The following is a 23,462-nucleotide window of genomic DNA, read 5'->3' as shown; positions in this document are numbered from 1 at the left end:
GGTGTGTCGTGTGAGGGGGTGTCGGCCCTGCGTGCTGTCCCCAGCCTCCCTTCGGGCAGCTCGGTCGGAAGTTGCTATGTCGATTGAGCGATGCCAGTCCATGCTAGGACGCTTGAACAGCATCTTTGGAGGACAGGGGACCACTGTTCACCTTCTCGGGCGATCGGGTGCACGACTACCCAACGTCATCCATTCCTGGTGATCAGCGACGTCGCAGCCGTGTTCTGAGCAATTCGAGGAACGATGTGACTTCAGTCACTTTCAGGATTCTCGCGGTGAGGACGAACAGGACGGCGCCCCCCGCGCCACCTGCGGCCATCGCCGCCAGGGCGGGCCACACGTCGCCGGGAAGCCCCCGGAACACGTGGATCATCGCCCAGCCGAGGAGGGCCGCCGGGACGGCGGCGAGGTGGAGCTTGAACAGGACCCGTGCCGTGCGGCGGCCGTCGAGGCCGTTGAGCCGCCGGTGCAGCAGAGTCCACATGATGCCGGAGCCGACGACGTAGTACAGGCCGTACGGCACCGGCAGCCACAGGACGACGGACTGGGGGTCCATCCACAGCAGGAGCGCGAACGCCGTGGCCGCGTGCGCGATCTCCGCCGGGATGGACACCAGCGCCGGGGTGCGGGTGTCGCCCAGCGCGTAGAACACCCGCATCTGGAGCTGGAACAGCGTGAACGGGACGAGCATGACGACGAAGACCATCAGGATGCGCCCGATCGCCTCCGCGTCCTGCGCGCTCGTGCTTCCCTGCGCGTAGATCATCACGCAGAACGGGACGGCGAAGACCAGCATCGCCACGGAGATGGGGACGAGCAGCACCGACGACAGCCGGAACCCGCGCGAGAAGTCCGAGCGGACCTGGTCCTTGCGGCCCGCGGCGACGTGCTCGCTCATGCGCGGCAGCAGCGCGGTGATCACCGAGACCGCGATGATCGCGTACGGCAGCTGGAACAGCATGGACGCGAACTTGTACGCGGCGATGCCCGCGCCCGTCCCGTACCCCAGCTCCGCCGCCGCCGCGCCCGCCCGTGTCGCCACGTTCGTCGAGACCAGCGCCCCGGCCTGCGCCACGACGATGTAGAGCATCATCCACGACGCGGCCGCCGCCGCCTCGCCGAGCCCCGAACCGCGCACGTCCAGCCGCGGCCGCCACCGGAAGCCCGCCGCGGCCAGGGCCCACACCAGGACCGCGGCCTGCACGATCTGGCCCAGCGCCGTCCCCAGGCCCAGCAGGGCGAGCTGGGAGGGGTTGGCCAGCATGTCCTCGGGGGTGCTGCCCGGCCCGGCGATGGACAGGAACCACAGGCAGACGCCGATGATGACCAGGTTGTTCACCACCGGCGCCCACATGGGGGCGCCGAACCGTCCCCGCGCGTTGAGCATGGCGCTCGCCAGCCCGCTCGCCCCGATGAAGAAGATCTGGAGGACGAGGTAGCGGGCGAGGACCACCGAGACGTCGAACTGGGCGCCCCCGAACCCGCCCGCGTAGATCCGGATGAACCACTCCGCGACCAGCACCGAGAGCACCGTCATCGCGAACAGCGCCAGCAGCATGAGCGTGACCAACCGCTGCTCGGTCCGGTCGCCGCCGTCCGCGTCGAGCCTGCGCCGCTTGACCAGGAACGGCACGAACACGCTCGCCAGCAACCCGCCGATGAGCAGGTCGTAGATCATGTACGGCACCATGCCCGAGACCTGGTAGGCGTCGCCCAGCAGCTGGGTGCCGATGGCCGCCGCGATCACGATCGTGCGGACGAAGCCCGTCACGCGCGAACAGATCGTGCCGACCGCCATGATCGCGCTCGACCGGGCGATGTTGCCCGGGGCGGTGTGCGCGGTGCCGCCGATCTCGTCGCCGTCCTCCAGGCCGGCGCGGTCGGCGGTGCCCGCGTCGCCGATGTCGCTCGGGTCCCGGACGGTCGCCAGCCCGGTCTCCGGCACGGTGTCCGGATCGTCGCGCTCGTAGGTGTCGAGCACGTCCTCCGGCATGACCAGGTGCCGACGGTGCTCCTCGCGCGCGTCCGGTCCGGCGTCCGGGACGCGGGCCTGCTCTCTGGGGTGGTCGCTGGGCACCGTCGGGCCGTCCTTCTCTCGGGGGCGTGCCGGGCCGGCGGGGTCAGTGCCGGGCGGACGTGTTCGGGGTCATCGACGCAGGCGGCCCCGGATCAGTTCCACGGCCGAGGTGAGCTCGGGCACCCGCAGCAGCTTGGCCGCCCCCAGGAACAGGAGCGCGCCCAGGAGGCAGCCCGCGGCGGGGGCGCCGATGTAGCTGGCGAGGCCGGGGCCGACGTAGGCGTCGAAGAACCAGAGCACGCCCAGTCCGGCGGCGATGCTCGGGACGACGGCCACGTGCAGGCGCAACAATGTGCCAACCGCGTGCCTCCCGTCAAGCCCCCCCAGACGGCGGCTGAGGAGGTTGCCCGCGATGGTCAGGCCGGAAACGAACGAGAACATGAACCCGGCGGCCACGCCCACGACGACGCGGTCCGGCGGCAGGAGCAGATAGGAGGCCAGCGCGAGCGCGCTGTGCACGGCGAGGTTGGCGACGGCGATCATCGCCGGGGTCCGGGTGTCGCCGAGCGCGAAGTACACGCGCAGCATGAGCTGGAAGACGGTGAACGGCACCAGGCCCAGCGCCATGACCGCGAGGATCTGGCCGATGCTGGTCGCGTCGGCCACCGAGATCGACCCGCGGGCGAACGCCAGGATGGACAGCGGGACGGCGTACATCGCGATCGCGAAGGCCAGCGGCACCAGGACGAAGGACGAGATCCGCAGCGTCCGGGAGAAGTCGGAGCGCACCGCCGCCCAGTCGCGGTCCTCGGCGTGCGCGCTCATCCGCGGCAGGAGCACGGTGATCAGAGAGACCGCGATGATCGCGTACGGCAGCTGGAAGAGCTGGTACGCCAGGTTGTAGGCGGTGATGCCCGCACCGACGTCGCGGCCCTGCTCGATCCCCGCCACGTTGGCGGCGTTGGCGATGTTGGTCGTGATCCACAGCCCGGCCTGCGTGAGCAGGGTGTAGAGCATCATCCACCCGGCGGTGCGCAGGGCCTCGCCCAGACCGCTGCCGCGCAGGTCGAGCCGGGGCCGCCAGCGGTACCCGGAGCGGCGCAGCGCGACGAACAGCACGAGCGCCTGGAGGGCCATGCCCGCCGCCGTGCCCGCGCCGAGCAGGGTGAGCTGGGCGTCGGGGACCGGCGGCTCGCTGCCCGGACCGGCCGCCCACAGGAACATCCCGCCGACGGCCATGATCACCAGGTTGTTGAGCACGGGGGCCCACACCGGCGCGCCGAACCGGTTCCGGGTGTTGAGCATGGCGCTGAGCAGGCCGCTCATGCCCACGAAGAAGATCTGCGTCAGCAGGTAGCGCGCGAGGAACACCGAGTCGTCGAACTGCGCCGCGGTGAACTGCGACCCGTACATCCAGATGAGGAACTCGGCCGACAGCACGGCGACCGTCGTGAGCAGCAGCAGCGCCAGCAGCGTGGTGGTGAACAGCCGGTCCTCGGTGGCCTTGCCGCCGTCGGCGTCGCGCTTGCGGCGCTTGACCAGGAACGGCACGATCACGCTGGCCATCAGGCCGCCGATGAGCAGGTCGTTGAGGATGAACGGGATCGTGTGCGCGGTGTTGTAGGCGTCACCGAGCAGGTGGGTTCCGATCGCGGCGCCCAGCACGATCGTGCGCGCGAACCCGGTGATCCGGGAGGCCATGGTGCCCACGGCCATGATCGCGCTCGACCGCATCAGCCCGCCCGAGGACCCGGAACCGGAGCCGGATTCCCCGTCCTCCCCGCCGCGGCGGGCGTCCTCCTCGAACACGGGCTCGGGCAGCTCCCCCTCCTCGAAGGTGGGGGCGGGGCCGCCGCTCGGACGGAGGGGGTCCTCACCAGGGACGGGGCCCCGACGGTGGCGCGGCTGGTACTGGGGGGAACGGTCGGCGCGGTGTCCGCCGTCGTTCGGGGAGTCGGTGACCACCGTGGATCAGGCTTCCTTTCGTAGGACCGGGGAGGGCGACGTGTCGTCCTGTCGACATGACGACCTGTCGGCGGGGGGATATGTCACTTCGTCGCGCCGGTCCCGCCCGCGTCGTGACCAGTGTCCCCGGCGGCGTCGGTTCGCGCGGCGCGGGCGGCCTGCCCGCGCAGCCACTTGCGGACCGCGCGCGGGGCCAGTGCCGCGACGAGGATCAGCAGCCCGATGCCGCTGATCAGGAGCGCCTGGGTGCCCAGGCCGGTGGCGTTGACCGGAATCACGGTGTCCTGGGCGCTGATCGGCTCGCCCGCCTCGTTCTGCAGGCTCGCCTGGAGTTCCGTGCGGCCGTTGATCCTGGCCGTGAGCGGAATGTACACGGTGGTCTTCGCGCCGGGGGCGATCTCGAAGGACCGGGTGTATCCGCCGACGCTCAGCCGCTCGGAGTTCTCCGAGTACACCGACAGGATGACCTGGACTGTCTCGTCCTCCAGGTCGTTGGCCACGACGATGCCGGTGGTGCCCGTGCTGCTGGCCAGCGTGACCGGTTCGCCGGGGATGATCCGCACGTCTCCGAGGTGCTCGTCGATCGAGTCCGACACCAGCGACCGGACGGCCGCGGCCAGGTCCTCCCGCTCGCGCCAGTGGTACGACTCCATCCGCAGCACGGCCGGGCGGAACGGGTCGCTGTCTCCGAGCAGGACGCTGTTGAACAGGCGCACGTCGCGGTTGACGTCCGCGACCTGGCCGAGGTAGGTCGCGGTCAGCTCGTCCCCGTAGCCGCGCTCCGGGTACGTGAGCGCCCGGCGGGTGGTCTCCCGGTCGTCCTCGTCGGCCAGCCCGACGTCCTCCAGCCGTTCGGGCGTCAGCCACGGCAGGCTGTCGCTGGCCTCCAGGACCCCGGCGGCCAGCTCCGCGCCCGGGTTCCAGTCGGGGCCGGGGTAGGCGACCACGACCCGGTCGTCACCGGCGTTCTCCCCGGCGATCATCGCGGTCTCGGCGGCGAACCGCTGGAGGGCCAGCTCGCTCTCGCCGGGCTCGCGGGACGGCATGGCCAGCACGTCCGCCAGACCCCGGTCGGCGACCAGCGCGAACGGCTCCTCCGCGGGGCCGTCCTCGACCGGGCGCAGCGCGGCCTGGGCGGTCGGGGTGGTGGACAGGTCGGAGACGGCGGGCTTGGCCGCCTCGTCCAGGAGGAACCGGTGGGCGCCGTCGACGGAGAGGAACTCGTACACGGCGTCGTCCATGAGCCCGTCGGCGGGGAGCGCGAAGGACCCGTCCGCCGCCACGCCCAGCGCCCGCTCGACCGCGCCGCGGCCGGCCTCCAGCGAGGCCGCGGCGTCCGCTTCCATGCCGTTGCGCAGGAGCGACGCGAGGTCGACGGACGCGTAGGGGGTGGCGATGACGGTCTCCCCGGCCAGGGCCGCCCTGGCCTCGCGCAGCCAGATCTGGGCGGCGACGTCCGCCGGCCGCTCCTCGCGCCCCGGGTCGGAGCCCTCGGAGACCGCGCCGGGGTCGTCCAGGACGTCGTGGGACTCCCGGGCCAGGCGCACGACGTCGTCCAGGGTCGCGGGGTCCACCGCCCAGGTGACCGGGACTCCGGCGGACTCGGCCGCCCCGGCCTCCGCCTCGTCGGAGTCCTCGGCCTCCGCGGAGGCCTCGGCGTCCCCGTCGTCCGTCGTCCCGCCCTCCGTGGGCTCCGCGTCGGAGGGCTCGGCGGTCGCGCCCTCCGACGGTCCGTCCGTGGCGTCCGGCTCGGCGGTGGCCTCCGCCGGATCCTCGTCCAGCCCGAGCAGCTCGACGAGGTCCTCGTCTCCGGTCTCGAACGACAGGTCGCTCTGGGCGCCAGCTTCCAGCAGGCGGCCCAGGCGGCCGTCCTCGCCCACCGCGCCCGAGAGCGCGTCGCCGAGGAAGGTGTCGTCGTCCGCGCGCTGGGGCTGGGCCATGAGCGGCCACACCCACGCGATGTCCACGGAGGGGACGTCCTCGCCGTCCTCGCCGGTGAAGGGCAGGAAGGTGTACTGGGCGCCCAGGCGCTCCCCGTCGCCGTCGACGGCCTCGATCATCAGCGGGTAGACGCCGAAGGACGACAGTTCGAGGTCCTCGACGGGCACGCTGAGCGAGAACTCGCCGCTGGCGTCCGGTTCCAGGGAGTCGGCCACGTCCTCGTCGGGACCGGACGCGCCCGGCTGCCAGCCGTTGCCCGAGGCGAACCCGTCCAGGTCGTCGCGGTCGCTGAACGGGTGGCGGGAGTAGCGCATCCGGACGGTGACGTCCTCGACGCCGTCCGCGGTGGTGTTGGTCACCACCCCGGAGACCCGCAGGGTGCTGTCCGCGTCGACGGCGTCGGGAGTGACGCGCTCGACGACGAGCGGCTCGACCGACTCGTCGTTCTCGGGCTCCGCCAGAACGGTCGTGGCCGGTATCGGAAGCAGACCGGCGGTCATGACCATGACCGCGGTCGCGGAGGCAAATCGACGCAACGCTTGACCGGTTTCCTGATTCGGGTCCAGGTGGCCGTCCCGCCGGGGACACGGCGCGGGGGCGGGATCGGTCTCGGCGCCCGCACGGCGCACGCGGCGGACGTGGGTCGGACGGGACGTGAGGCCGACGGATCGTCCCACCACCGCTCCCGAAGATACCGTCCGGGGCCGCCCGCCGTCTCCTCAGGCGGGCGTCGGCCGTCGTCGGCGGGGAGTGCGGCCGTGGAACATGCCCTAATCTGCGTGGTGTGCCGAACACAGAGTTTTCGAGTGAGAACGACACCGCCCAGCGTCCGGACACCCCGACGGAGACCGTCGAGGGTGCGCTGACGGGCGAACAGCGGGCGGCGGTCACCGCGCTGGTCGACTCGATCCAGCCCGTCCCGGGCGAACTCGGCGACCGGTTCTCCGCGCACGACCAGCAGCTCGCCGTCGTCGGCGGGCCGGTGCGCGACGCGTTGCTCGGCAGAACGTCCAACGACGTGGACCTGACCACGGACGCCGTGCCCCAGAGGATCCTGGAGATCGTCGACGGCTGGGCCGACTCCGTGTGGACGGTGGGGATCGAGTTCGGCACCGTGGGCCTGCGCAAGCGCGGTCTGCAGCTTGAGATCACCACCTACCGCAGCGAGTCCTACTCGCCCAAGTCGCGCAAGCCCGAGGTCGACTATGGCACCGACATCCGCGACGACCTGCTGCGCCGGGACTTCACGGTCAACGCCATGGCGGTGCGCCTGCCCAGCCGGGAGTTCGTCGACCCCTTCGGCGGGCTCGCCGACCTGCGGGCCGGTGTGCTGCGCACGCCCGGGCGGCCCGAGGACTCCTTCAGCGACGACCCGCTGCGCATCATGCGCGCGGTCCGCTTCGCCGCCCAGCTCGGCTTCACGCTCGCCCCGGAGGTGGCCGAGGCCGCCCGGGGCATGGCGGACCGGCTGACCATCGTCTCCGCGGAGCGGATCCGCGACGAGCTGGTCAAACTGATGCTCAGCCCGAACCCGCGGCGCGGGATCGAGCTCATGGTCGACCTGGGGATCGCCCGGCACGTGCTGCCCGAGGTCCCCAGGATGCGGCTGGAGATCGACGAGCACCACCGGCACAAGGACGTCTACGAGCACTCGCTGACCGTCCTGGACCAGGCCATCGACCTGGAGCGCAAGCGCGGACACGAGCCCGACCTCGTGCTGCGCCTGGCCGCCCTGATGCACGACATCGGCAAGCCCAGGACGCGGTCCTTCGAGTCGGGAAACCGGGTCACCTTCCACCACCACGAGGTGGTCGGCGCGTCCATGAGCCGCAAGCGCCTCACCGCGCTGCGCTTTCCCAAGGACGCGGTGTCCGACGTCAGCACCCTGGTCGCGCTGCACCTGCGGTTCCACGGCTACGGCAAGGGCGAGTGGACCGACTCCGCGGTGCGCCGTTACGCGCGCGACGCCGGGGACCAGCTGGAGCGGCTGCACATCCTCACCCGCGCCGACTGCACCACGCGCAACCGCCGCAAGGCCGCCGCCCTGGCGCGCTCCTACGACGACATCGAGCGCCGGATCGACGAGCTCGCCGAGCAGGAGGAGCTCGACCGGATCCGGCCGGACCTGGACGGCAACGAGATCCAGGGGATCCTGGGCATCGGGCCGGGGCCGCTCGTCGGCCGCGCCTACCGGTTCCTGCTGGAGCTGCGCCTGGAGAACGGGCCGATGGCCAAGGAGGACGCGACCGCCGCGCTGCGCGTCTGGGCCGCCGAGCACCTGGAGCAGGACACCTAGCGTCCTGGTTTGACCGCGGTCACGGCCATCGCCATGCCGAACACGCGCAGCGGGGTGCCCTCCAGCCGGTCCGACACCGTCTGGACCGGCCGGGGGCGGCGGTCGAACGGCGGCATGATGTAGCTGATCGCCCGTACGCGCAGTCCGGCGCCGCGCAGCAGGCGGCCCATCTCCTGGGTGCTGAACGCACGCGCGTCGGACATGCGGTCGTGCAGGGGCCGGACCCACGGCAGGAACGGGGCGGTCAGGGCCGAGCGGCGCCGCGCGCCCCAGAGCACCCCGTGGGTCTCGAAGGGGAACCAGCGGTTGGGCGTGGTCAGGGAGAACGCGCCGCCGGGCTTGAGGACCCGGTGGATCTCCGCGAGGCCGCCCTCCAGGTCCTCCAGGTGTTCCAGCGCCTCGAACGCCGTCACCCGGTCGAAGGTGTTGGCCTCGAAGGCGAGGGACTCGGCGGACATCTTGTGCACGCCGACGCGGTGCTCCAACTCGGTTCCGGCGATGCGTTCCCCGAACGCCCGCAGGCGGTCCGGCTCCACGTCGACGGCGTCCACCCGCACGTACCCGCGCGCCAGTTCGACCGTGTAGGCGCCGTCTCCGCAGCCCACGTCCAGCAGGCGGTCGCCGTAGGTCGGCAGGTGCTGGGACACGGCCCCCACGCGCTTGGCCACCCCCCGGGCGCCGAGGGCGCTCGTCGGGTTCCCGAGTCCGTATCCGCCGGTCATGGCGCACCATCCCCTGCTCGTAGGCGAGTCCTTTCGGGGGACACTACATGAAGTGACGTTCCCATCACCCTGGGATGGGGGAGAAGGCCTCCGCGGGGGCACGGCCGGTCGGCGGAGTCGAGACGGACTGAGCCGACACCTCGGCGAGGTGCGCGAGGGGCACACCATCACCGTCACCGACCACGGCAAGCCGATCGCGAGGATCGTGCCGGTGGGAGAGCACAGCACCCTGGACCGACTCATCCTGGAGGGGCAGGTCACACCGGCTCGCCGTGCCAAGCGCGGCGCCCCCGCACGGATCAAGGCCGGCGGCACGGTGGGTGACCTCGTGGGGGAGCAGCGTAGGTGATCTGCTACTTCGACACCTCGGCCTTCGTCCCCCTCCTGATCGACGAACCCGGATCCCCGAGGTGCGAGCGGTTGTGGGAGGCATCGGACTCGGTCGTCTCATCTCGTGTCCTGTACGCGGAGGCCGCGGCGGCGTTGGCCCAGGCCGAGCGGATGAACCGGATCACCGCGTCGCAGTACGTCAGCGGCAGGGGGATGCTCGCGGACATGTGGCAGGAGGTGAACGTTCTGGATGTGGACCAGGCGCTGGTCGAGCGCGCGGCAGACCTCGCACGCGACTGCGGTCTGCGCGGGTACGCCGCGATCCACTGCGCGTCCGCCGAGCGCCTCAAGAGCGGTGAACCCGTGGTGGCCTGCGGGGGCCGCCGGCTCCTCGACGCCTGCGAGGCCCAGGTGCTGGCCACGGGCGACACCGCCGCCTGACCGCCCCGGGCGCGGCGGCGCCCCGTCAGCAGGAACAGGCCAGGCCGCTCGCGGGAGCGACCCGCGGATCGGCCGACTGGCGCTCGATCCCGTGCGCGGTCTCCACGGGCAGGCCCTCGCGCACCCAGTACTCCATGCCGCCGATCATCTCCTTGACGCGGTAGCCGAGACCGGCCAGGGCGAGCGCGCCCCGGGCGCCGCCGTCGCAGGCGGGGCTCCAGCAGTAGACCACGGCGGGGAGCGAGGGGTCGACGAGGTCCGCCGCCGCCTCCGGGATCCGCGCGTGCGGCAGGTGGACGGCTCCGGGCGCGTGCCCCTGCTCCCAGGCCGCCCCGTTCCGGACGTCCACGAGGGTGAAGCCGGGGGCGTCGCCCTCCATGGCGGCGTGGACGTCGGAGACGTCGGTGTACAGCGAGAGGCGGGCGGCGAAGTGCGCCGCCGCGATGGCGGGGTCCGCCGGGGCCGAGCGCAGGACGGGGTTGGCGTGTGTCGTCATGCCCACGACACTACGGAGGAGGATCCCTCCTCGACCAGGCCGTATCCGCGGTGTACGGGTGATGTCACCGGACGAACCACGGTATCCATGGGACATGACCGTTGATTCCCTGGACGAGACCGATCTGCGCCTCCTGAAGGCCCTCCAGGAGGACGGCCGGGCCACCTACGCCGAACTCGCGCGGGCCGTGTCCATGTCGGCCAGCGCCGTCACCGAGCGCGTGCGTCGCCTGGCGGAGACCGGTGTCATCACCGGCTACACCGCCGTCGTGGACCCGGAGCGGATCGGCCTGCCCGTCCTGGCCTTCGTCCGGCTCCGCTACCCCACCAACAACCGCAAACCCTGCCACGACCTCCTCGCGACCACCCCGGAGGTCGTCGAGGCCCACCACGTCACCGGCGAGGACTGCTATCTGATGAAGGTGGTCGCCCGTTCGATGCCCCACCTGGAGGAGGTGGTCTGCCGGATCGGCTCCCTGGGCCCGACCACCACCAACGTCGTCTACTCCAGCCCGGTGGCGGGACGGCCGCCGACCGGGGCCGCGGGCTGACGGGTTCAGGCGCGTCGGCCGGTCAGCGCGAACTGCGCCCCGATCCCGATCATCAGCGCCCCCGACACCACCCCGGTGACCTCCATCCGCCGGGGCCTGGCGGCGAACCATCCGCGCACCGTGCCCGCGAGCAGCCCGTAGCACATGTCCGAGACGATCGCGGTCAGCAGGAACACGGCGCCGAACAGCGCGATCTGCGGTGCGACCGGCCCGAGCGCGGGGTCGGCGAACTGCGGGAGCGCCGCGACGAAGAAGACCAGGGTCTTGGGGTTGGTCGCACCCACCACGAACCCGTCCCACAGCGACCGCGCGTGGGACAGCCGACCGGCGGCCGACCCGGCGAGGGCGTCGGAGGCCGCCTTGCGGTGGCGGATGGCCTGGACGCCCAGGTAGACGAGGTAGGCGGCTCCGGCCAGCTTCACCGCGGTGAACAGCGGCGCGAACGCGGTGACCAGCGCCCCGACGCCGAAGGCCACGGTCAGCACGAGGACCAGGCCGCCGAGCGCGTTGCCGAGCACCGACAGCACGGCCACGCCGCGCCCGTGCGCGATGGCCCGGCCGACGACGAACAGCACGCTCGGTCCCGGGACCACGACGAGGAGCGCGGACGCGAGGGAGAAGGCGAGGAGGGTGGTCACGGTCGGCATGGGGTCCCCGGTTCGGGTCGGTGCGGACGGCCTTCCCAGGAGCGTAGCCGGAGCGCTAGGCGGACCGCGCCCCGTCCTCCTCCGGGGCCGCGGTCCACCGGGCCCGGGCCGCCCAGGCCGCGGCCATGGCCAGGTAGCCCACCGCCATCCCCGCCACCACGGGCACACTCACCCCGGACGGCGGCACCAGTCCGGCCGTGAGCGCCGCGCCCAGCACGAACGTCGCGTTGAACAGCACGTCGTACACGGAGAACACCCGCCCGCGGAACGCGTCGTCGACATGTCGCTGAACCAACGTGTCGACCGTGACCTTCACGCCCTGGGAGACCAGGCCCAGGACGAACGCGGCCACCGGGAACAGCACGGGGGAGAACGGCAGCCCGAACGCCGCCAGCGTCACCGCGGCCAGCGCCAGCAGCACCGCGATCCACGTGCTCGGGCTGACCCGCGCGGTCGCCCACGGCGTGGCCACGGCGCCCAGGAAGAACCCGACCGCCGACAGCCCCATCGCCACGGAGAACCCCGCCAGCCCGGCGACGCCGCCGCCGGTGAACGTGTTGTTGTACAGCAGCAGCGTGATGAGGGTGGCGATCCCGAACAGGACCCGGTGGCCGCCGATCGTCAGCAGGCCGTCCCTGGGCGCGGGGCGCTCCCACACGTGCCGCAGCCCGGCGACCATCCCGCGCACGACGTTGCGCACGGCCGCCCGCACGGCTTCGGGCTCGCGCTCCAGGTGGGGGCCCAGCTCCCGGTACCCCAGGGTGAGCGAGACCCCGGCCGCCCCGGCGAAGCCCAGCGCGGCGGCGAACAGGATCAGCCCGGTGCCCAGGGCGGCCTCACCGCCGACCAGACCGATCGCCGCGCCCGCCCCGGCGCCGAGGAAGCTCGCGACGGTGCCGCTGGTCGGAGTGACCGCGTTGGCCATCATCAGCTTGTCCCGGGGCACGACGTACGGGAGACCGGCCGAGAGCCCGGACAGGAAGAAGCGGTTGACGCTCATCACCAGCAGCGCGGCGACGAAGAACGAGAAGCCCTCCCCGTTCGAGACCAGCAGCGCGGTCAGCGTGGCCAGGACCGCCTTGGCGAGGGAGGACAGCAGCAGCACCTGGCGGCGCGGCCACCGGTCGATGAGCACACCGGCGAACGGAGCGACCACGGAGAAGGGGAGGAGCAGGACGGCGAAGGCCGCGGCCACCGCGCCCGCGCTCGTGTGCTGCTCGGGGTTGAAGAAGACGAAGCCCGCCAGGCCCGCCTGGTAGACGCCGTCGGAGAACTGGGACACCAGACGGGTGCCGAACAGCCGACGGAACCTCGGCCCCCGCAGGACCACGCGCAGATCGCCGAAGAAGGACACGCGATCAGCCTAGGCCCTGGGGTGGGCCCGGGGCCCCGAGGACCCCGGGCGCCCGGGTCAGCTCTCGGCGTCGCCCGCGATGAAGCGTTCGACCGCGTCGTGCGCCTCGCTGTCGCTGTACTGCACGGGCGGGGACTTCATGAAGTAGGAGGAGGGCTCCAGGATCGGGCCGCCGATGCCGCGGTCCTTGGCGATCTTCGCGGCGCGCACCGCGTCGATGATGATGCCCGCGGAGTTGGGGGAGTCCCAGACCTCCAGCTTGTACTCCAGGTTCAGCGGCACGTCGCCGAACGCGCGGCCCTCCAGGCGGATGTAGGCCCACTTGCGGTCGTCCAGCCACGGCACGTGGTCCGACGGGCCGATGTGCACGGCCCCGGCGTTGAGCTCGTGCGGGATCTGCGAGGTGACGGACTGGGTCTTGGAGATCTTCTTGGACTCCAGGCGGTCGCGCTCCAGCATGTTCTTGAAGTCCATGTTGCCGCCGAAGTTCAGCTGGTAGGTCCGGTCGACGATGACGCCGCGGTCCTCGAACAGCTTGGACAGCACCCGGTGGGTGATGGTGGCGCCGATCTGCGACTTGATGTCGTCGCCGATGATCGGCACGCCCGCCTCGGTGAACTTCTCGGCCCACTCGGGGTCGGAGGCGATGAACACGGGCAGGGCGTTGACGAAGGCCACGCCCGCGTCGATCGCGCACTGGGCGTAGAACCTGCCCGCCTCGTCCGAGCCCACCGGCAGGTAGGACACCAGCACGTCGGCCTTGCTGGCCTTGAGCGCGGCGACGACGTCCACGGCGTCCTCGGGGGACTCCTGGATCATCTCGCGGTAGTACTTGCCGAGCCCGTCGTAGGTCGGGCCGCGCATGACGGTCACGCCGGTCGGCGGGACGTCGCAGATCTTGACCGTGTTGTTCTCACTGGCCACGATGGCGTCGGCCAGGTCGTGGCCGACCTTCTTCGCGTCCACGTCGAAGGCCGCGACGAACTCGATGTCGCGCACGTGGTACGGGCCGAACCGGACGTGCATCAGGCCGGGAACCCGTGACTCGGGGCTGGCGTCCTTGTAGTACTCCACGCCCTGCACGAGTGACGCCGCACAGTTGCCGACGCCCACGACGGCTACACGTACCGAACCCATAGGTCCTTGCTCCTTCTTCTCCGCGAACATGGATTCCACAGCGCACGACGGCGGAACCGCTCCGGCCGTGGCCGGAACCGTCGTCCCGCTTCCGTTTTCCGTATGTGGTCAGCAGCGCACACGGCGGTTCTGTTCCCGTGCACGGCACGCGGGCGCGGGGAGAACATGCATGTCTGGCTGGTTTGTAGGCAATGACTCTATCCCCGCGCCCCGGAGGAGCCGCATGTCAGGCGGGTGACACGCGGGTGCGCCGCGGAATGCGGCGACGCGGCGGGACGGGGCGGGTCCGGCCTCCCGGCGCCCGGTTCGCGGCGAATGTCACACGGGTGCGACGGGGCCCCTGCCCGGCCCGAAACCGCGTGGGACCTGGGCGTTCGCCGGTTCCGGTCCCCGTGCGTGTCCGTGCGTCCGGTCGGACGCGTTACCCTCGCGCGTGGGTTGTGCTATACCGTTCCATCGCTCTAACGTGACCTGTGATTTGCGTGTGCGGCCAGTAGCACCCCGGACGCCGTCCTCGCCGCGGCGGTGTCCCTGTCGGAGTAGGGCACCGGCACGGGGCTGTGCCCCCGCAGGCCAACGACCAGGAGGAAACAGCGCGGCCAACGTCTTCGCGACCTGTTGAAAACCCACAGGGGGCCCTGAGCGTCCCCCTAGCGAGCCTTCGACGACAGGCGCATCGGCGGAGTCGGACGAACGAGCCGTCCCACGCCGGTCGACCGCGGACAGGTCGCGGATCACTGATCCCCCAGGGGGACCGCCCCCCGTTCCACCCAGGAATCGTCAGGCCGACCGGCCGTGAGAGGCAATCGAGGACCACGTGAGTACCGAACGACGACGGAATGCCGACGGCGGCCGTCGCAGGGCCCAGGGCCCGGGCGACGGTCCGCGAGGCGGCGGACGACGTAGGGCGGACGGGCCCCCGCCGGAGGGCCGCGCGGGCGGACGCCGACGCCCTGACGACGAGGGCGGTTTCTGGGGCGACGAACCCGCCGAGCGCCCCCGGCGCCCCCGTCCCCAGTCCGACCAGACGCGCGCGGAGGGCGGCCCCCGCAGGCGCCCCGACGCGCAGCGCCGCCGTCCCCCGGAGGACGGGGACCGCCAGCGCCGCCGTCCCGAGGGCGACCGGCCCCGGCGACGCCCGGAGGGCGCGGCGGCAGCGGCGGCCGGAGGCGCCGCCGGCGGCCGGAGGCGCGCGGACGGGCCGCGTGACCCGCGGGACCGCGAGCACGGCGCGCGTTCGGAGGGCGGCGGCCGCGGACCCGGGCGCGGTGGACGCGGTGGCGGTGGACGCGGTGGCGGCGGCGGTCGTCGGCGCGGGCGTCAGGAGGAGCCGGACGACCGCCCGTGGATCAAGCGGGCCTGGTCCAAGACCTGGAAGCCGCTGCTGGCCGTCTGCGGGCTCATGGTCATCGGCGGCGTGGCCGCCTTCGCGATCCTCTACGCGATGGCCGACGGCCCGGACGACCTGGAGGAGCGGGCGGAGCAGGAGATGTCCGCCTCCCAGATCTTCTGGGCGCCCGCGGACGAGGAGTCCGACCCCGAGGTCGCGGTGACCACCGGCGAGGTGCAGCGCATCATGGTCGACGAGGGGGATCTTCCCCCGGCCGTCGTCAACGGCGTGCTCGCCGCCGAGCAGCGCACCTTCTACGAGGACGGCGGCATCAACATCGTGGGCATCGGCCGCGCCGTCCTGTCCGCGGGGCAGTCGGGCGGCGGATCGACCATCACCCAGCAGATGGCCCGGAACTACTACGGCGACCTCAGCGACGAGAACCGGTACATCCGCAAGATCCGCGAGATCTTCATCGCGATCAAGCTGGACCAGCAGCGCTCCAAGGACGAGATCCTCACCACCTACCTGAACACGATCTACTTCGGTCGCGGGGCCTCGGGCATCGACATGGCCGCGGAGCGCTACTTCGGCAAGGAGCTGGACGAGCTGACCGACGCCGAGGGCGCGTTCCTCGGCATCATCATCCAGCTGCCGAGCGAGTTCGAGAACCCGGCCGAGGGGTCCTGGACGGAGACCTACCTGGAGGAGGAGCGCTGGCCCTACGTGCAGGAGCAGCTGGCGCTCATGAACGAGGCGGACCCGGACCTCGGCCTTCCCCGCGAGGAGGCGATGGCCCTGGAGATCCCCGAACGGATCCCCTACGAGGTCGAGAACGAGGACCCGGACCCCAAGTTCGGGTACGTGCGCCAGGCGGTGATGAGCGAGATCTCCGAGCGCTACGAGGACGCGGGCGTCACCGCTCAGGACATCGCCACCAACGGCTACCGCATCGAGACGTCCCTGCACCCCGGTCTGATGGACGCCGCGGCCGCGGCCTTCGAGGAGCTTCCGCCGGTGTCCGGGTTCGAGCAGGAGGCGCTCATGGAGGGCCTGACCGCGATCGACCCCGCCACCGGTGAGATCGTCGCCTTCCACGGCGGGGACGACGTGGTGACCGACGTCGACAACTCGCTGATCCACCGGACCCAGGCGGGGTCGTCCTACAAGCCCTACGTGATGGCGACCGCGCTCTCCCAGAACATGAGTCTGCGCACCCAGTTGGACGGCAGCAACGGGAGGGAGTTCCCCGGGCTGGCCAGCCCCGTGTACAACGCGGATCTGCAGGACCACAACCCCACCGATCTCATCGACTCCACGGCCAACTCCATCAACACGAGCTACGTGGACCTGGCGACACGTGTCGACAGCCTCGACTCCATCGACCAGATGGCGGTCAACCTGGGCGTGGGAGAGGAGCAGATCGAGACCTCGGCGCGCGGCCCGCTCATCGCGCTGGGCACCCACCAGGTGAGCACGCTCGACCAGGCCAGCGCGTACTCGACCTTCGCCAACCAGGGCGTGCACCTCCCGAGGCACATGATCACCGCGCTGTACGACGGCGAGGGCCAGCTGGTGCAACCGGACGACGCGGACCTGCTGGAGGACGGCGAGCGGGTCCTGGAGTCCGGCGTCGCCGCCGACGCCACCTACGCGATGCGCCAGGTGGTGGAGAACGGCGGTGGCGGCAACGCCCGGCTCTCCGACGGCCGTCCGGTGGCGGGCAAGACCGGTACCTCGTCCAGCGCCGTGTCGGCGTGGTTCGTGGGGTACACCCCCAACCTCACCGCGGCGGTGGGGCTCAGCCGGATCGATCAGCAGCCCCTCGCGTTCGAGGGCGTGGGCAACAGCGCGGTCTTCGGTGGCAGCACCTCGGCCCTGGTGTGGCGGTCGTTCATGGAGGAGGCCGTCGGCATCCTGGAGCTTCCGCCGGAGGACTTCCCGCCGCCCGTCTACGGCGGCGAGGACATGAACTTCGCGCCCAGCCCGAGCCCGAGCGAGAGCCCCTCGGAGGAACCGTCCGAGTCGCCGAGCGAGGACCCGTCGGCGTCGCCGAGCGACGACGACGTGTGCGACCCGGGCAACGGCAACGGCAACGGGATCCCGGGCTGTGACGACGACGGCACCGGCGACTGCGACCCTCTCCTCGAACCCGGCTGCGACGACCCGACGGATCCGACCGGAGATCCGGATGAGTGCGGGCCCTTCGACTGGAACTGCGAGGAGCCCGATCCCACCGACGGACCCACGGACGGTGACACCGGCACGGGTGACGGCAACGGCAGGCAGGGCGGCAACAACGCCATGGTCCGACCCGCACGGGAGGACTGACCCGGCCACGCGGCCATGACCGAGGGCCGGTGCGCGGACGCCCCGCGCACCGGCCCTTCGCGTGTCCGCGCACCAGGACGCCTTGTCGACCTGTCCACAGGTCTCCACACGTCAACCGACGCGGTGCGTGTCGGCTGGTAATCTTGCATTCCGTATGGCTCAGAGCCCACCCGGCGTCCCGCTCACGCGGAGCGGAGCACGTCCCGGGCTCCTGCCCTCCTGCCATGGAGATTCCATGGCCGCGACAGTCCAGAGGAGGAACGCACGCCTATGCGTCGTTACGAAATCATGGTCATCCTCGAGCCCGGCCTCGACGAGCGCACCGTCGCCCCGTCGCTGGAGAACTTCCTCGCCGTCGTCCGCAACGACGGCGGCAAGGTCGAGAAGGTCGACATCTGGGGCAAGCGTCGGCTCGCCTACGACATCGACAAGAACCCCGAGGGCATCTACGCCGTCATCGACCTCACCGCCAAGCCGGCCACGGTCAAGGAGCTGGACCGCCAGCTCGGGATCAACGAGTCCGTCCTGCGCACCAAGGTCATCCGGCCCGAGGTCCACTAAGAGGGCGTTCACGCCCGCACCCCCCGCCCCGTGTCGTCCGAGTATGTCGGTACCGGCACGGATGATGGGGGAGCAGGCGACCCCGCCTGATCCGACTATCTCGAACCGGAGCCGATTCATGGCAGGCGAAACCCAGATCACGCTCGTCGGCAACCTCGTCGACGACCCTGAACTGCGCTTCACGCCCAGCGGAGCCGCGGTCGCCAACTTCCGTGTGGCGTCCACGCCGCGCACCTTCGACCGCCAGTCGGGTGAGTGGAAGGACGGCGAGTCCATGTTCCTCACCTGCACCGTCTGGCGGGCCTACGCGGAGAACGTGGCGGAGAGCCTCCAGCGTGGCATGCGCGTCATCGTGCAGGGCAGGCTGAAGCAGCGCTCGTACGAGACCCGCGAGGGCGAGAAGCGGACCGTCTTCGAGATCGACGTCGACGAGGTCGGCCCGGCTCTGCGCAGCGCCACCGCCAAGGTGACCAAGACGCAGCGCCAGGGCGGCGGAGGCGGCGGTTTCGGTGGCGGCCAGCCCCAGGGCGGCGGCTACGGGAACCAGGGCGGCGGTTTCGGTGGCCCGCAGGGCGGCCAGGGCGGCCGTAGCGGCCCTCCGGCCGACGACCCGTGGGCGACCAACGGCGGCGGCGGTTTCGGCGGTAGCGGCGGCGGAGGCTTCTCCGACGAGCCGCCGTTCTAGCCGGTCCCGCCCGTATCCGACCCGGCGCCCGCCCCTGGGCGCCGAGTCACCATCCATTTGTCCACAGACCATCCCCGGGAGGACCCCGGGGCTCTTGCGAAGGAGCACCACGATGGCCAAGCCGGCAGCTCGCAAGCCCAAGAAGAAGGTTTGCCTCTTCTGCCAGGAGAAGCAGTCCTACATCGACTACAAGGACACCACGCTTCTCCGGAAGTTCATCTCCGAGCGCGGCAAGATCCGCGCCCGCCGCGTCACGGGTAACTGCACCCAGCACCAGCGCGACGTCGCGACCGCGATCAAGAACGCGCGCGAGGTGGCCCTGCTGCCCTACACCAGCACCGCGCGCTAGCCGGGATTTTCCGAGGGAGGTTTTTGTCGTGAAGTTGATCCTGACCCACGAGGTCAACGGTCTCGGAGCCCCCGGCGACGTCGTCGAGGTGAAGAACGGCTACGGCCGCAACTACCTGCTGCCCCGCGGGTTCGCCATCCGGTGGACGCGCGGCGGTCAGAAGCAGATCGACCTGATCCAGCGGGCGCGCTCCGCGCGTGACATCCGCACCCTGGACGAGGCCAAGCAGGTCGCCGGCCAGGTCAGCGCGCTCACCGTGCGGATCAAGCAGCGCGCCGGCGAGGGCGGTCGTCTGTTCGGCGCGGTCAAGCCCGCGGACATCGTCGAGGCCGTCAAGGCCTCCGGCGGTCCCGAGCTGGACAAGCGTCGGATCGAGATCAAGACGCCGATCAAGTCCGCCGGTTCCCACAAGGTCCAGGTCCGCCTGCACCCTGAGGTCTCCGCGCAGATCAAGCTGGACGTCGTCGGCGCCTGAGCCGAACCGTTCCACGCGTCGGTGCCCCGCTTCTCCACGGGAGAGGCGGGGCTTCCGCGTGTTCGGGCCCGTGTGACGGGGGAGACGCGGGGGACACGCCAAGGAACCGGAACGCACTCTTTAGCTACGCATTGTAACTTATCGTGTTCTCTGTGTCGGTATCACGCGTAGTGATACCCCGCACGGAGAGGACGACGAACATGTTCGTTAGACCCAACCCCGACCGACCGCCACTCGTGGACCGCCGCACCGTGCTCCGGGGGTCCGCCCTGGCGGCGGGGGGAGCGCTGCTCGGAGGAACGGTGGGAGTGTCCGTCGTGGACACGGCGCTCGCCGCGGTGAAGCCCAAGATCTACAAGCGGTCCGACTGGGGCGCCCGCCGGCCGAGGACGTCGGTCGACGTCCTGCCCAAGCCGCCGACCCACATCGTCGTGCACCACACGGCCACGGCCAACACGTCCGACACCTCGAAGTCGCACGCCGCCGCGCTGTCCCGCGCGATCCAGCGGCACCACATGGACACCAACGGCTGGAACGACACCGGCCAGCAGCTGACGATCAGCCGCGGCGGCTACATCATGGAGGGCCGGGACAAGTCGCTGCCCGCGATCTGGGACGGCAGGCACGTGATCGGCGCGCACACCGCCAACCACAACTCCCACACGATCGGGATCGAGAACGAGGGCCTGTACTCCTCCGTCACGCCTCCGGAGGAGCTGATGGAGGCGCTGGTCGAGACGTGCACGTGGCTGTGCCTCGTCTACCGCCTCGACCCGTCCGACGCGATCGTCGGCCACCGCGACTACAACGCGACCGCGTGCCCCGGCGACCGGCTGTACGCGTTGCTGCCCGAGCTGCGCAAGGACGTGGAGTCCAGCCTGCGGGAGAAGCTGCGGCACCTGAGCCGCGTCGCCGGAACCCAGCTGACCCTGGAGCAGCTGCCCACCTACCCGCCCACCCCGCACGGCGAGCGGACCATGCCCTTCTACCACGGTCCGGCCGTGGGGGAGTTCGACGCGACCGCGTGACACCCCACCGCACCGCCTACCGGGCGACGCCGGGGAGGGGCGCGCAGCCGCGTCTCACACGGCGTCCAGGGACGGAGGCTCACTCTCCTCCGTCTCCCGGGCGGTGCGCAGAGTCAGCCGCATCGTCAGGCCGCCTCCCGGAGTCGCGTCGGGAACCAGGGAGCCGCCCATGGCCTCGGTGAGCCCCTGGGACAGCGCCAGTCCCAACCCGAGCCCGGTCTCGTTGTCGGTGTCCCCCAGCCGTTGGAACGGAACGAACAGGTGTTCCCACTCCTCCTTCGGTACCCCGGGACCGTGGTCCACCACCAGCACCTCCACGACGTCACCGGCCCAGGAGGCGGTCACGGTCGGAGGCCGGTCCGGCGGGCTGAACCGCAGCGCGTTCCCGACCACGTTGGCCAGGACGCGGTCGAGCAGACCGGGGTCCGCCGCGACGTCCGGAAGCTCCTCGGCCACCCGGACGCGCACGGCCTCCCCCTCGTCGCCGAGCTGGTCCAGGGCGGAGTACACCGACTCCCTGAGCGACAGCGGCTCGACCCTCACCCCCAGCACGCCCGCCTGGAGGCGGCTCATGTCCAACAGGTCGGTGACCAGCAGCGTGAGCTGGTCCAACGACTCGTCCGCCATGGCCAGCAGCCCGGCCCGGTCCTCCTCGCCGAACCGCACCTCGCTGCTGCGCAGGCTGGTGACCGACGCCTTGGCCGAGGCCAGCGGGGCACGCAGATCGTGGCTGACGGCGGACAGCAGCGCCGTACGCATCCGGTCGGCCTCCGCCAGCGGCCGGGCGCTGGCCGCCTCCCGCGCCAGGCGTTCCTGGCGCAGCGCGACGGCGGCCTGCGCGGCGAACGCCTCGATGATCCGGCGGTCGCCGGCGCGCGGTCGGCGGCCCCGCAGCACGAGGGTGAGCGTGTCGTCCACCGGCACGTCGATGTCGCCCTCGCCCGGCGCCCCGCAGTGCGTCTCCCCGACCGAGGCGACCACGGTCCACGCCCGGGAGTCCCGGCGGTGGTCGGGGCGCCCGGCGACCCCCGGTTCGCGTTCCAGGAGGGCCACCGACGTGAGGGAGAAGGTCTCCAACAGCCGTTCCATGAGCGCCTCCAACGGGCGCGAGCCGCGCAGCACGTTCCCCGCCACCGTGGCCAGGATCTGCGCCTCGGCACCCGCCTGGGCGGCCTCCCTGGTGCGGCGTGCCGCGTGGTCCACCACGACGCTCACCGAGACGGCCACCACCACGAACCCGACCAGCGCCACCATGCTCTGCGGATGCGCCACGTCGAACGTCAGATAGGGCTCGGTGTAGACGAGGTTCAGCAGCAGGAACCCGCACCCCGCCGCCAGCAGGGCGGGCCACAGTCCTCCCACGAGCGCCACCACCGTGACCGTCGCGAAGACCAGGACGATGCCGCTGCCGAGGTACTCCTCGTCGGCCGGGACCCCCAGTCCGAAGGCCACCAGCAGCAGGGACAGCAGCCCCAACGCGCAGGCGGCCAGTTTCCGGCGCCGCGAGACCGCGCTCAGCGGACCCTTCCTCGCCCGCAGCCCCGCGTGTTCGTGCGTCACCAGGTGGACGTCGATGGCCCCGGACAGGGAGGCGGTGGTGGCCCCGATCCCGGGGGCGAACATCCGCGCGACGCGCCCCCGCCGGCTCGCGCCCAGCACGAGCTGCGTGGCGTTGACCCCGCGCGCGAACGCGATGAGGGCGCTGGGGACGTCCTCTCCCAGGACCTGGTGGTAGGTGCCTCCCAGGTCCTCCACCAGGAGCCGCTGCCGGGCCAGGAGCGCGGGGTCCGCACCGGTCAGGCCGTCGCTGCGGGTCACGTGCACCGCCATGAGGTCCGCGCCCTTGCCGCGCTCGGCGATCCGGGCCGCCCGGCGCACGAGGGTCTCTCCCTCCGGCCCGCCGGTGAGGGCGACCACGACGCGTTCCCGGGCCTCCCAGGTTTCGGTGACGCCGTGTTCGGACCGGTACCGCTCCAGGTCGTCGTCCACCCGCCCGGCCATCCACAGCAGCGCCAGCTCGCGCAGGGCGGACAGGTTGCCGACGCGGAAGTAGTTGCTCAGGGAGGTGTCGATCCGCTCCGCCGCGTAGACGTTCCCGTGCGCCAGCCGCCGCCGCAGGGCCTCGGGGGTCATGTCGACGAGTTCGATCTGCTCCGCGCCGCGCACCCAGGCGTCCGGCACCGTCTCGCGCTGGCGTACCCCCGTGATGCGTTCGACGACGTCGTTGAGGGACTCCAGGTGCTGGATGTTGAGCGTGGACAGGACGGAGATCCCCGCGTCGAGCAGCACCTCGATGTCCTGCCAGCGCTTGGCGTTGCCGCTGCCGGGGACGTTGGTGTGGGCCAGTTCGTCGACGAGGACGACCTGCGGACGTCGGTCGAGGATCGCCGCCAGGTCCATCTCCTCGAACCGGCTTCCCCGGTAGGCGACCGTCCGCCGGGGGACGGTCTCCAGGTCGTCGACCATCGCCGTGGTCAGGACCCGGCCGTGGCACTCCACGAGCCCGATCACGACGTCGGCGCCCCGGTCACGGCGCCGGTGCGCCTCGTCCAGCATCCGGTAGGTCTTGCCGACGCCTGGAGCCGCACCCAGGTACACCCGTAGCTCGCCACGTGTCACCGCTCCGCCTCCTCACCGGTCCATCTTCGCTGGTCAGAGGATGATGCGGGGCGTTTTCGCGCTAATTGTCCGCTAAATCCCCCAACGGTGGCGCTAAGGAACCGCTACCGCGATGGCGCCCGGACTCCGTCCGGTTCCACAGTCGTCTCGGCGCACCCGCGCCAGGGGGTCGCACGACCCCGCACGAC

The 23,462-nt window shown here is 71.6% G+C and carries 19 protein-coding genes; 10 read left to right on the top strand and 9 right to left on the bottom strand.

The features are described 5' to 3' along the window. Positions 1–202 precede the first annotated feature (202 nt). The 3 genes from murJ (ACIBFB_RS14075) to ACIBFB_RS14065 form a co-directional block, all read right to left on the bottom strand. Positions 203–2,077 carry a murein biosynthesis integral membrane protein MurJ gene (murJ, locus tag ACIBFB_RS14075; RefSeq protein WP_397229913.1) on the bottom strand — a complete coding sequence of 625 codons (1,875 nt, stop codon included), beginning with the start codon at positions 2,075–2,077 and terminating at the stop codon, positions 203–205. A gap of 69 nt (positions 2,078–2,146) precedes the next feature. After that, positions 2,147–3,982, bottom strand: coding sequence for a murein biosynthesis integral membrane protein MurJ (gene murJ / locus ACIBFB_RS14070; RefSeq protein WP_397229911.1), 1,836 nt, complete (start codon positions 3,980–3,982; stop codon positions 2,147–2,149). 83 nt (positions 3,983–4,065) lie between these two features. Beyond that, on the bottom strand, positions 4,066–6,459 hold the full coding sequence (locus ACIBFB_RS14065) for a DUF6049 family protein (RefSeq protein ID WP_397229909.1): 2,394 nt from the start codon (positions 6,457–6,459) through the stop codon (positions 4,066–4,068). A 248-nt stretch (positions 6,460–6,707) separates the two neighbouring features. On the opposite strand from ACIBFB_RS14065, the gene ACIBFB_RS14060 reads away from it, so the two are divergent. After that, entirely contained in the window at positions 6,708–8,219 is a 1,512-nt protein-coding gene (locus ACIBFB_RS14060; RefSeq protein WP_397229907.1) for a CCA tRNA nucleotidyltransferase, read from the top strand. On the opposite strand, the gene ACIBFB_RS14055 is transcribed toward ACIBFB_RS14060, so the two are convergent. Next, the gene (locus ACIBFB_RS14055) at positions 8,216–8,941 is read right to left on the bottom strand and encodes a class I SAM-dependent methyltransferase (RefSeq protein WP_397229905.1); all 726 of its coding nucleotides are present in this window, start codon (positions 8,939–8,941) and stop codon (positions 8,216–8,218) included. The two genes, ACIBFB_RS14060 and ACIBFB_RS14055, sit on opposite strands and share 4 nt — an antisense overlap. 148 nt (positions 8,942–9,089) lie before the next feature. On the opposite strand from ACIBFB_RS14055, the gene ACIBFB_RS14050 reads away from it, so the two are divergent. Both ACIBFB_RS14050 and ACIBFB_RS14045 read left to right on the top strand, forming a co-directional pair. Then, on the top strand, positions 9,090–9,290 hold the full coding sequence (locus ACIBFB_RS14050) for a type II toxin-antitoxin system Phd/YefM family antitoxin (protein ID WP_397229903.1): 201 nt from the start codon (positions 9,090–9,092) through the stop codon (positions 9,288–9,290). Continuing rightward, a complete protein-coding gene (locus ACIBFB_RS14045) occupies positions 9,287–9,712 on the top strand; it encodes a type II toxin-antitoxin system VapC family toxin (protein ID WP_397229901.1) in 426 nt (141 codons plus the stop codon). The genes ACIBFB_RS14050 and ACIBFB_RS14045 overlap by 4 nt, the downstream gene beginning before the upstream one ends. Positions 9,713–9,737: 25 nt before the next feature. Here ACIBFB_RS14045 and ACIBFB_RS14040 read toward each other — a convergent pair whose 3' ends face one another. Then, positions 9,738–10,208, bottom strand: coding sequence for a rhodanese-like domain-containing protein (locus tag ACIBFB_RS14040; protein WP_397229900.1), 471 nt, complete (start codon positions 10,206–10,208; stop codon positions 9,738–9,740). Positions 10,209–10,302: 94 nt separating this feature from the next. Here ACIBFB_RS14040 and ACIBFB_RS14035 point away from each other — a divergent pair, with 94 nt between their 5' ends. After that, positions 10,303–10,758 carry an Lrp/AsnC family transcriptional regulator gene (locus tag ACIBFB_RS14035; protein ID WP_397229898.1) on the top strand — a complete coding sequence of 152 codons (456 nt, stop codon included), beginning with the start codon at positions 10,303–10,305 and terminating at the stop codon, positions 10,756–10,758. Positions 10,759–10,763: 5 nt separating this feature from the next. Here the strand turns inward: ACIBFB_RS14035 and ACIBFB_RS14030 are convergent, their stop codons facing one another. From ACIBFB_RS14030 to ACIBFB_RS14020, 3 genes are read right to left on the bottom strand one after another with little or no spacing between them, the layout of a single operon-like run. Then, positions 10,764–11,405: a LysE family translocator gene (locus tag ACIBFB_RS14030; RefSeq protein ID WP_397229896.1), complete on the bottom strand. Its 642-nt coding sequence runs from the start codon at positions 11,403–11,405 to the stop codon at positions 10,764–10,766. Positions 11,406–11,460: 55 nt separating this feature from the next. Further along, the gene (locus tag ACIBFB_RS14025; RefSeq protein ID WP_397229894.1) at positions 11,461–12,759 is read right to left on the bottom strand and encodes an MFS transporter; all 1,299 of its coding nucleotides are present in this window, start codon (positions 12,757–12,759) and stop codon (positions 11,461–11,463) included. Between the two features lie 57 nt (positions 12,760–12,816). Beyond that, entirely contained in the window at positions 12,817–13,896 is a 1,080-nt protein-coding gene (locus ACIBFB_RS14020) for an inositol-3-phosphate synthase (protein ID WP_397229892.1), read from the bottom strand. Between the two features lie 817 nt (positions 13,897–14,713). Between ACIBFB_RS14020 and ACIBFB_RS14015 the strand changes: the two genes are divergently transcribed. The 6 genes from ACIBFB_RS14015 (at position 14,714) to ACIBFB_RS13990 (ending at position 20,655) form a co-directional block, all read left to right on the top strand. Continuing rightward, positions 14,714–17,557, top strand: coding sequence for a transglycosylase domain-containing protein (locus ACIBFB_RS14015; RefSeq protein WP_397229890.1), 2,844 nt, complete (start codon positions 14,714–14,716; stop codon positions 17,555–17,557). Between the two features lie 270 nt (positions 17,558–17,827). Next, entirely contained in the window at positions 17,828–18,118 is a 291-nt protein-coding gene (gene rpsF / locus ACIBFB_RS14010) for a 30S ribosomal protein S6 (RefSeq protein WP_397229889.1), read from the top strand. A gap of 118 nt (positions 18,119–18,236) precedes the next feature. After that, positions 18,237–18,803, top strand: coding sequence for a single-stranded DNA-binding protein (locus tag ACIBFB_RS14005; RefSeq protein WP_397229887.1), 567 nt, complete (start codon positions 18,237–18,239; stop codon positions 18,801–18,803). A gap of 112 nt (positions 18,804–18,915) precedes the next feature. Next, complete coding sequence (gene rpsR / locus ACIBFB_RS14000) at positions 18,916–19,152, top strand: 30S ribosomal protein S18 (protein WP_013155832.1); 237 nt, start codon at positions 18,916–18,918, stop codon at positions 19,150–19,152. A 28-nt stretch (positions 19,153–19,180) separates the two neighbouring features. Beyond that, positions 19,181–19,627 (top strand): 50S ribosomal protein L9, encoded by a 447-nt coding sequence (gene rplI / locus ACIBFB_RS13995; protein ID WP_397229884.1) that lies wholly within the window; start codon positions 19,181–19,183, stop codon positions 19,625–19,627. Positions 19,628–19,827: 200 nt separating this feature from the next. Then, on the top strand, positions 19,828–20,655 hold the full coding sequence (locus tag ACIBFB_RS13990; protein ID WP_397229882.1) for a peptidoglycan recognition family protein: 828 nt from the start codon (positions 19,828–19,830) through the stop codon (positions 20,653–20,655). A 54-nt stretch (positions 20,656–20,709) separates the two neighbouring features. Here ACIBFB_RS13990 and ACIBFB_RS13985 read toward each other — a convergent pair whose 3' ends face one another. Continuing rightward, the gene (locus ACIBFB_RS13985) at positions 20,710–23,274 is read right to left on the bottom strand and encodes an ATP-binding protein (protein WP_397229880.1); all 2,565 of its coding nucleotides are present in this window, start codon (positions 23,272–23,274) and stop codon (positions 20,710–20,712) included. Positions 23,275–23,462: the final 188 nt, after the last annotated feature.

It is taken from the genome of Nocardiopsis sp. NPDC050513, from assembly GCF_044457925.1.
Classification (GTDB): domain Bacteria; phylum Actinomycetota; class Actinomycetes; order Streptosporangiales; family Streptosporangiaceae; genus Nocardiopsis.
Note: the sequence above shows the minus strand (reverse complement) of the source record. Positions and strands in the feature narration are given on the sequence as shown.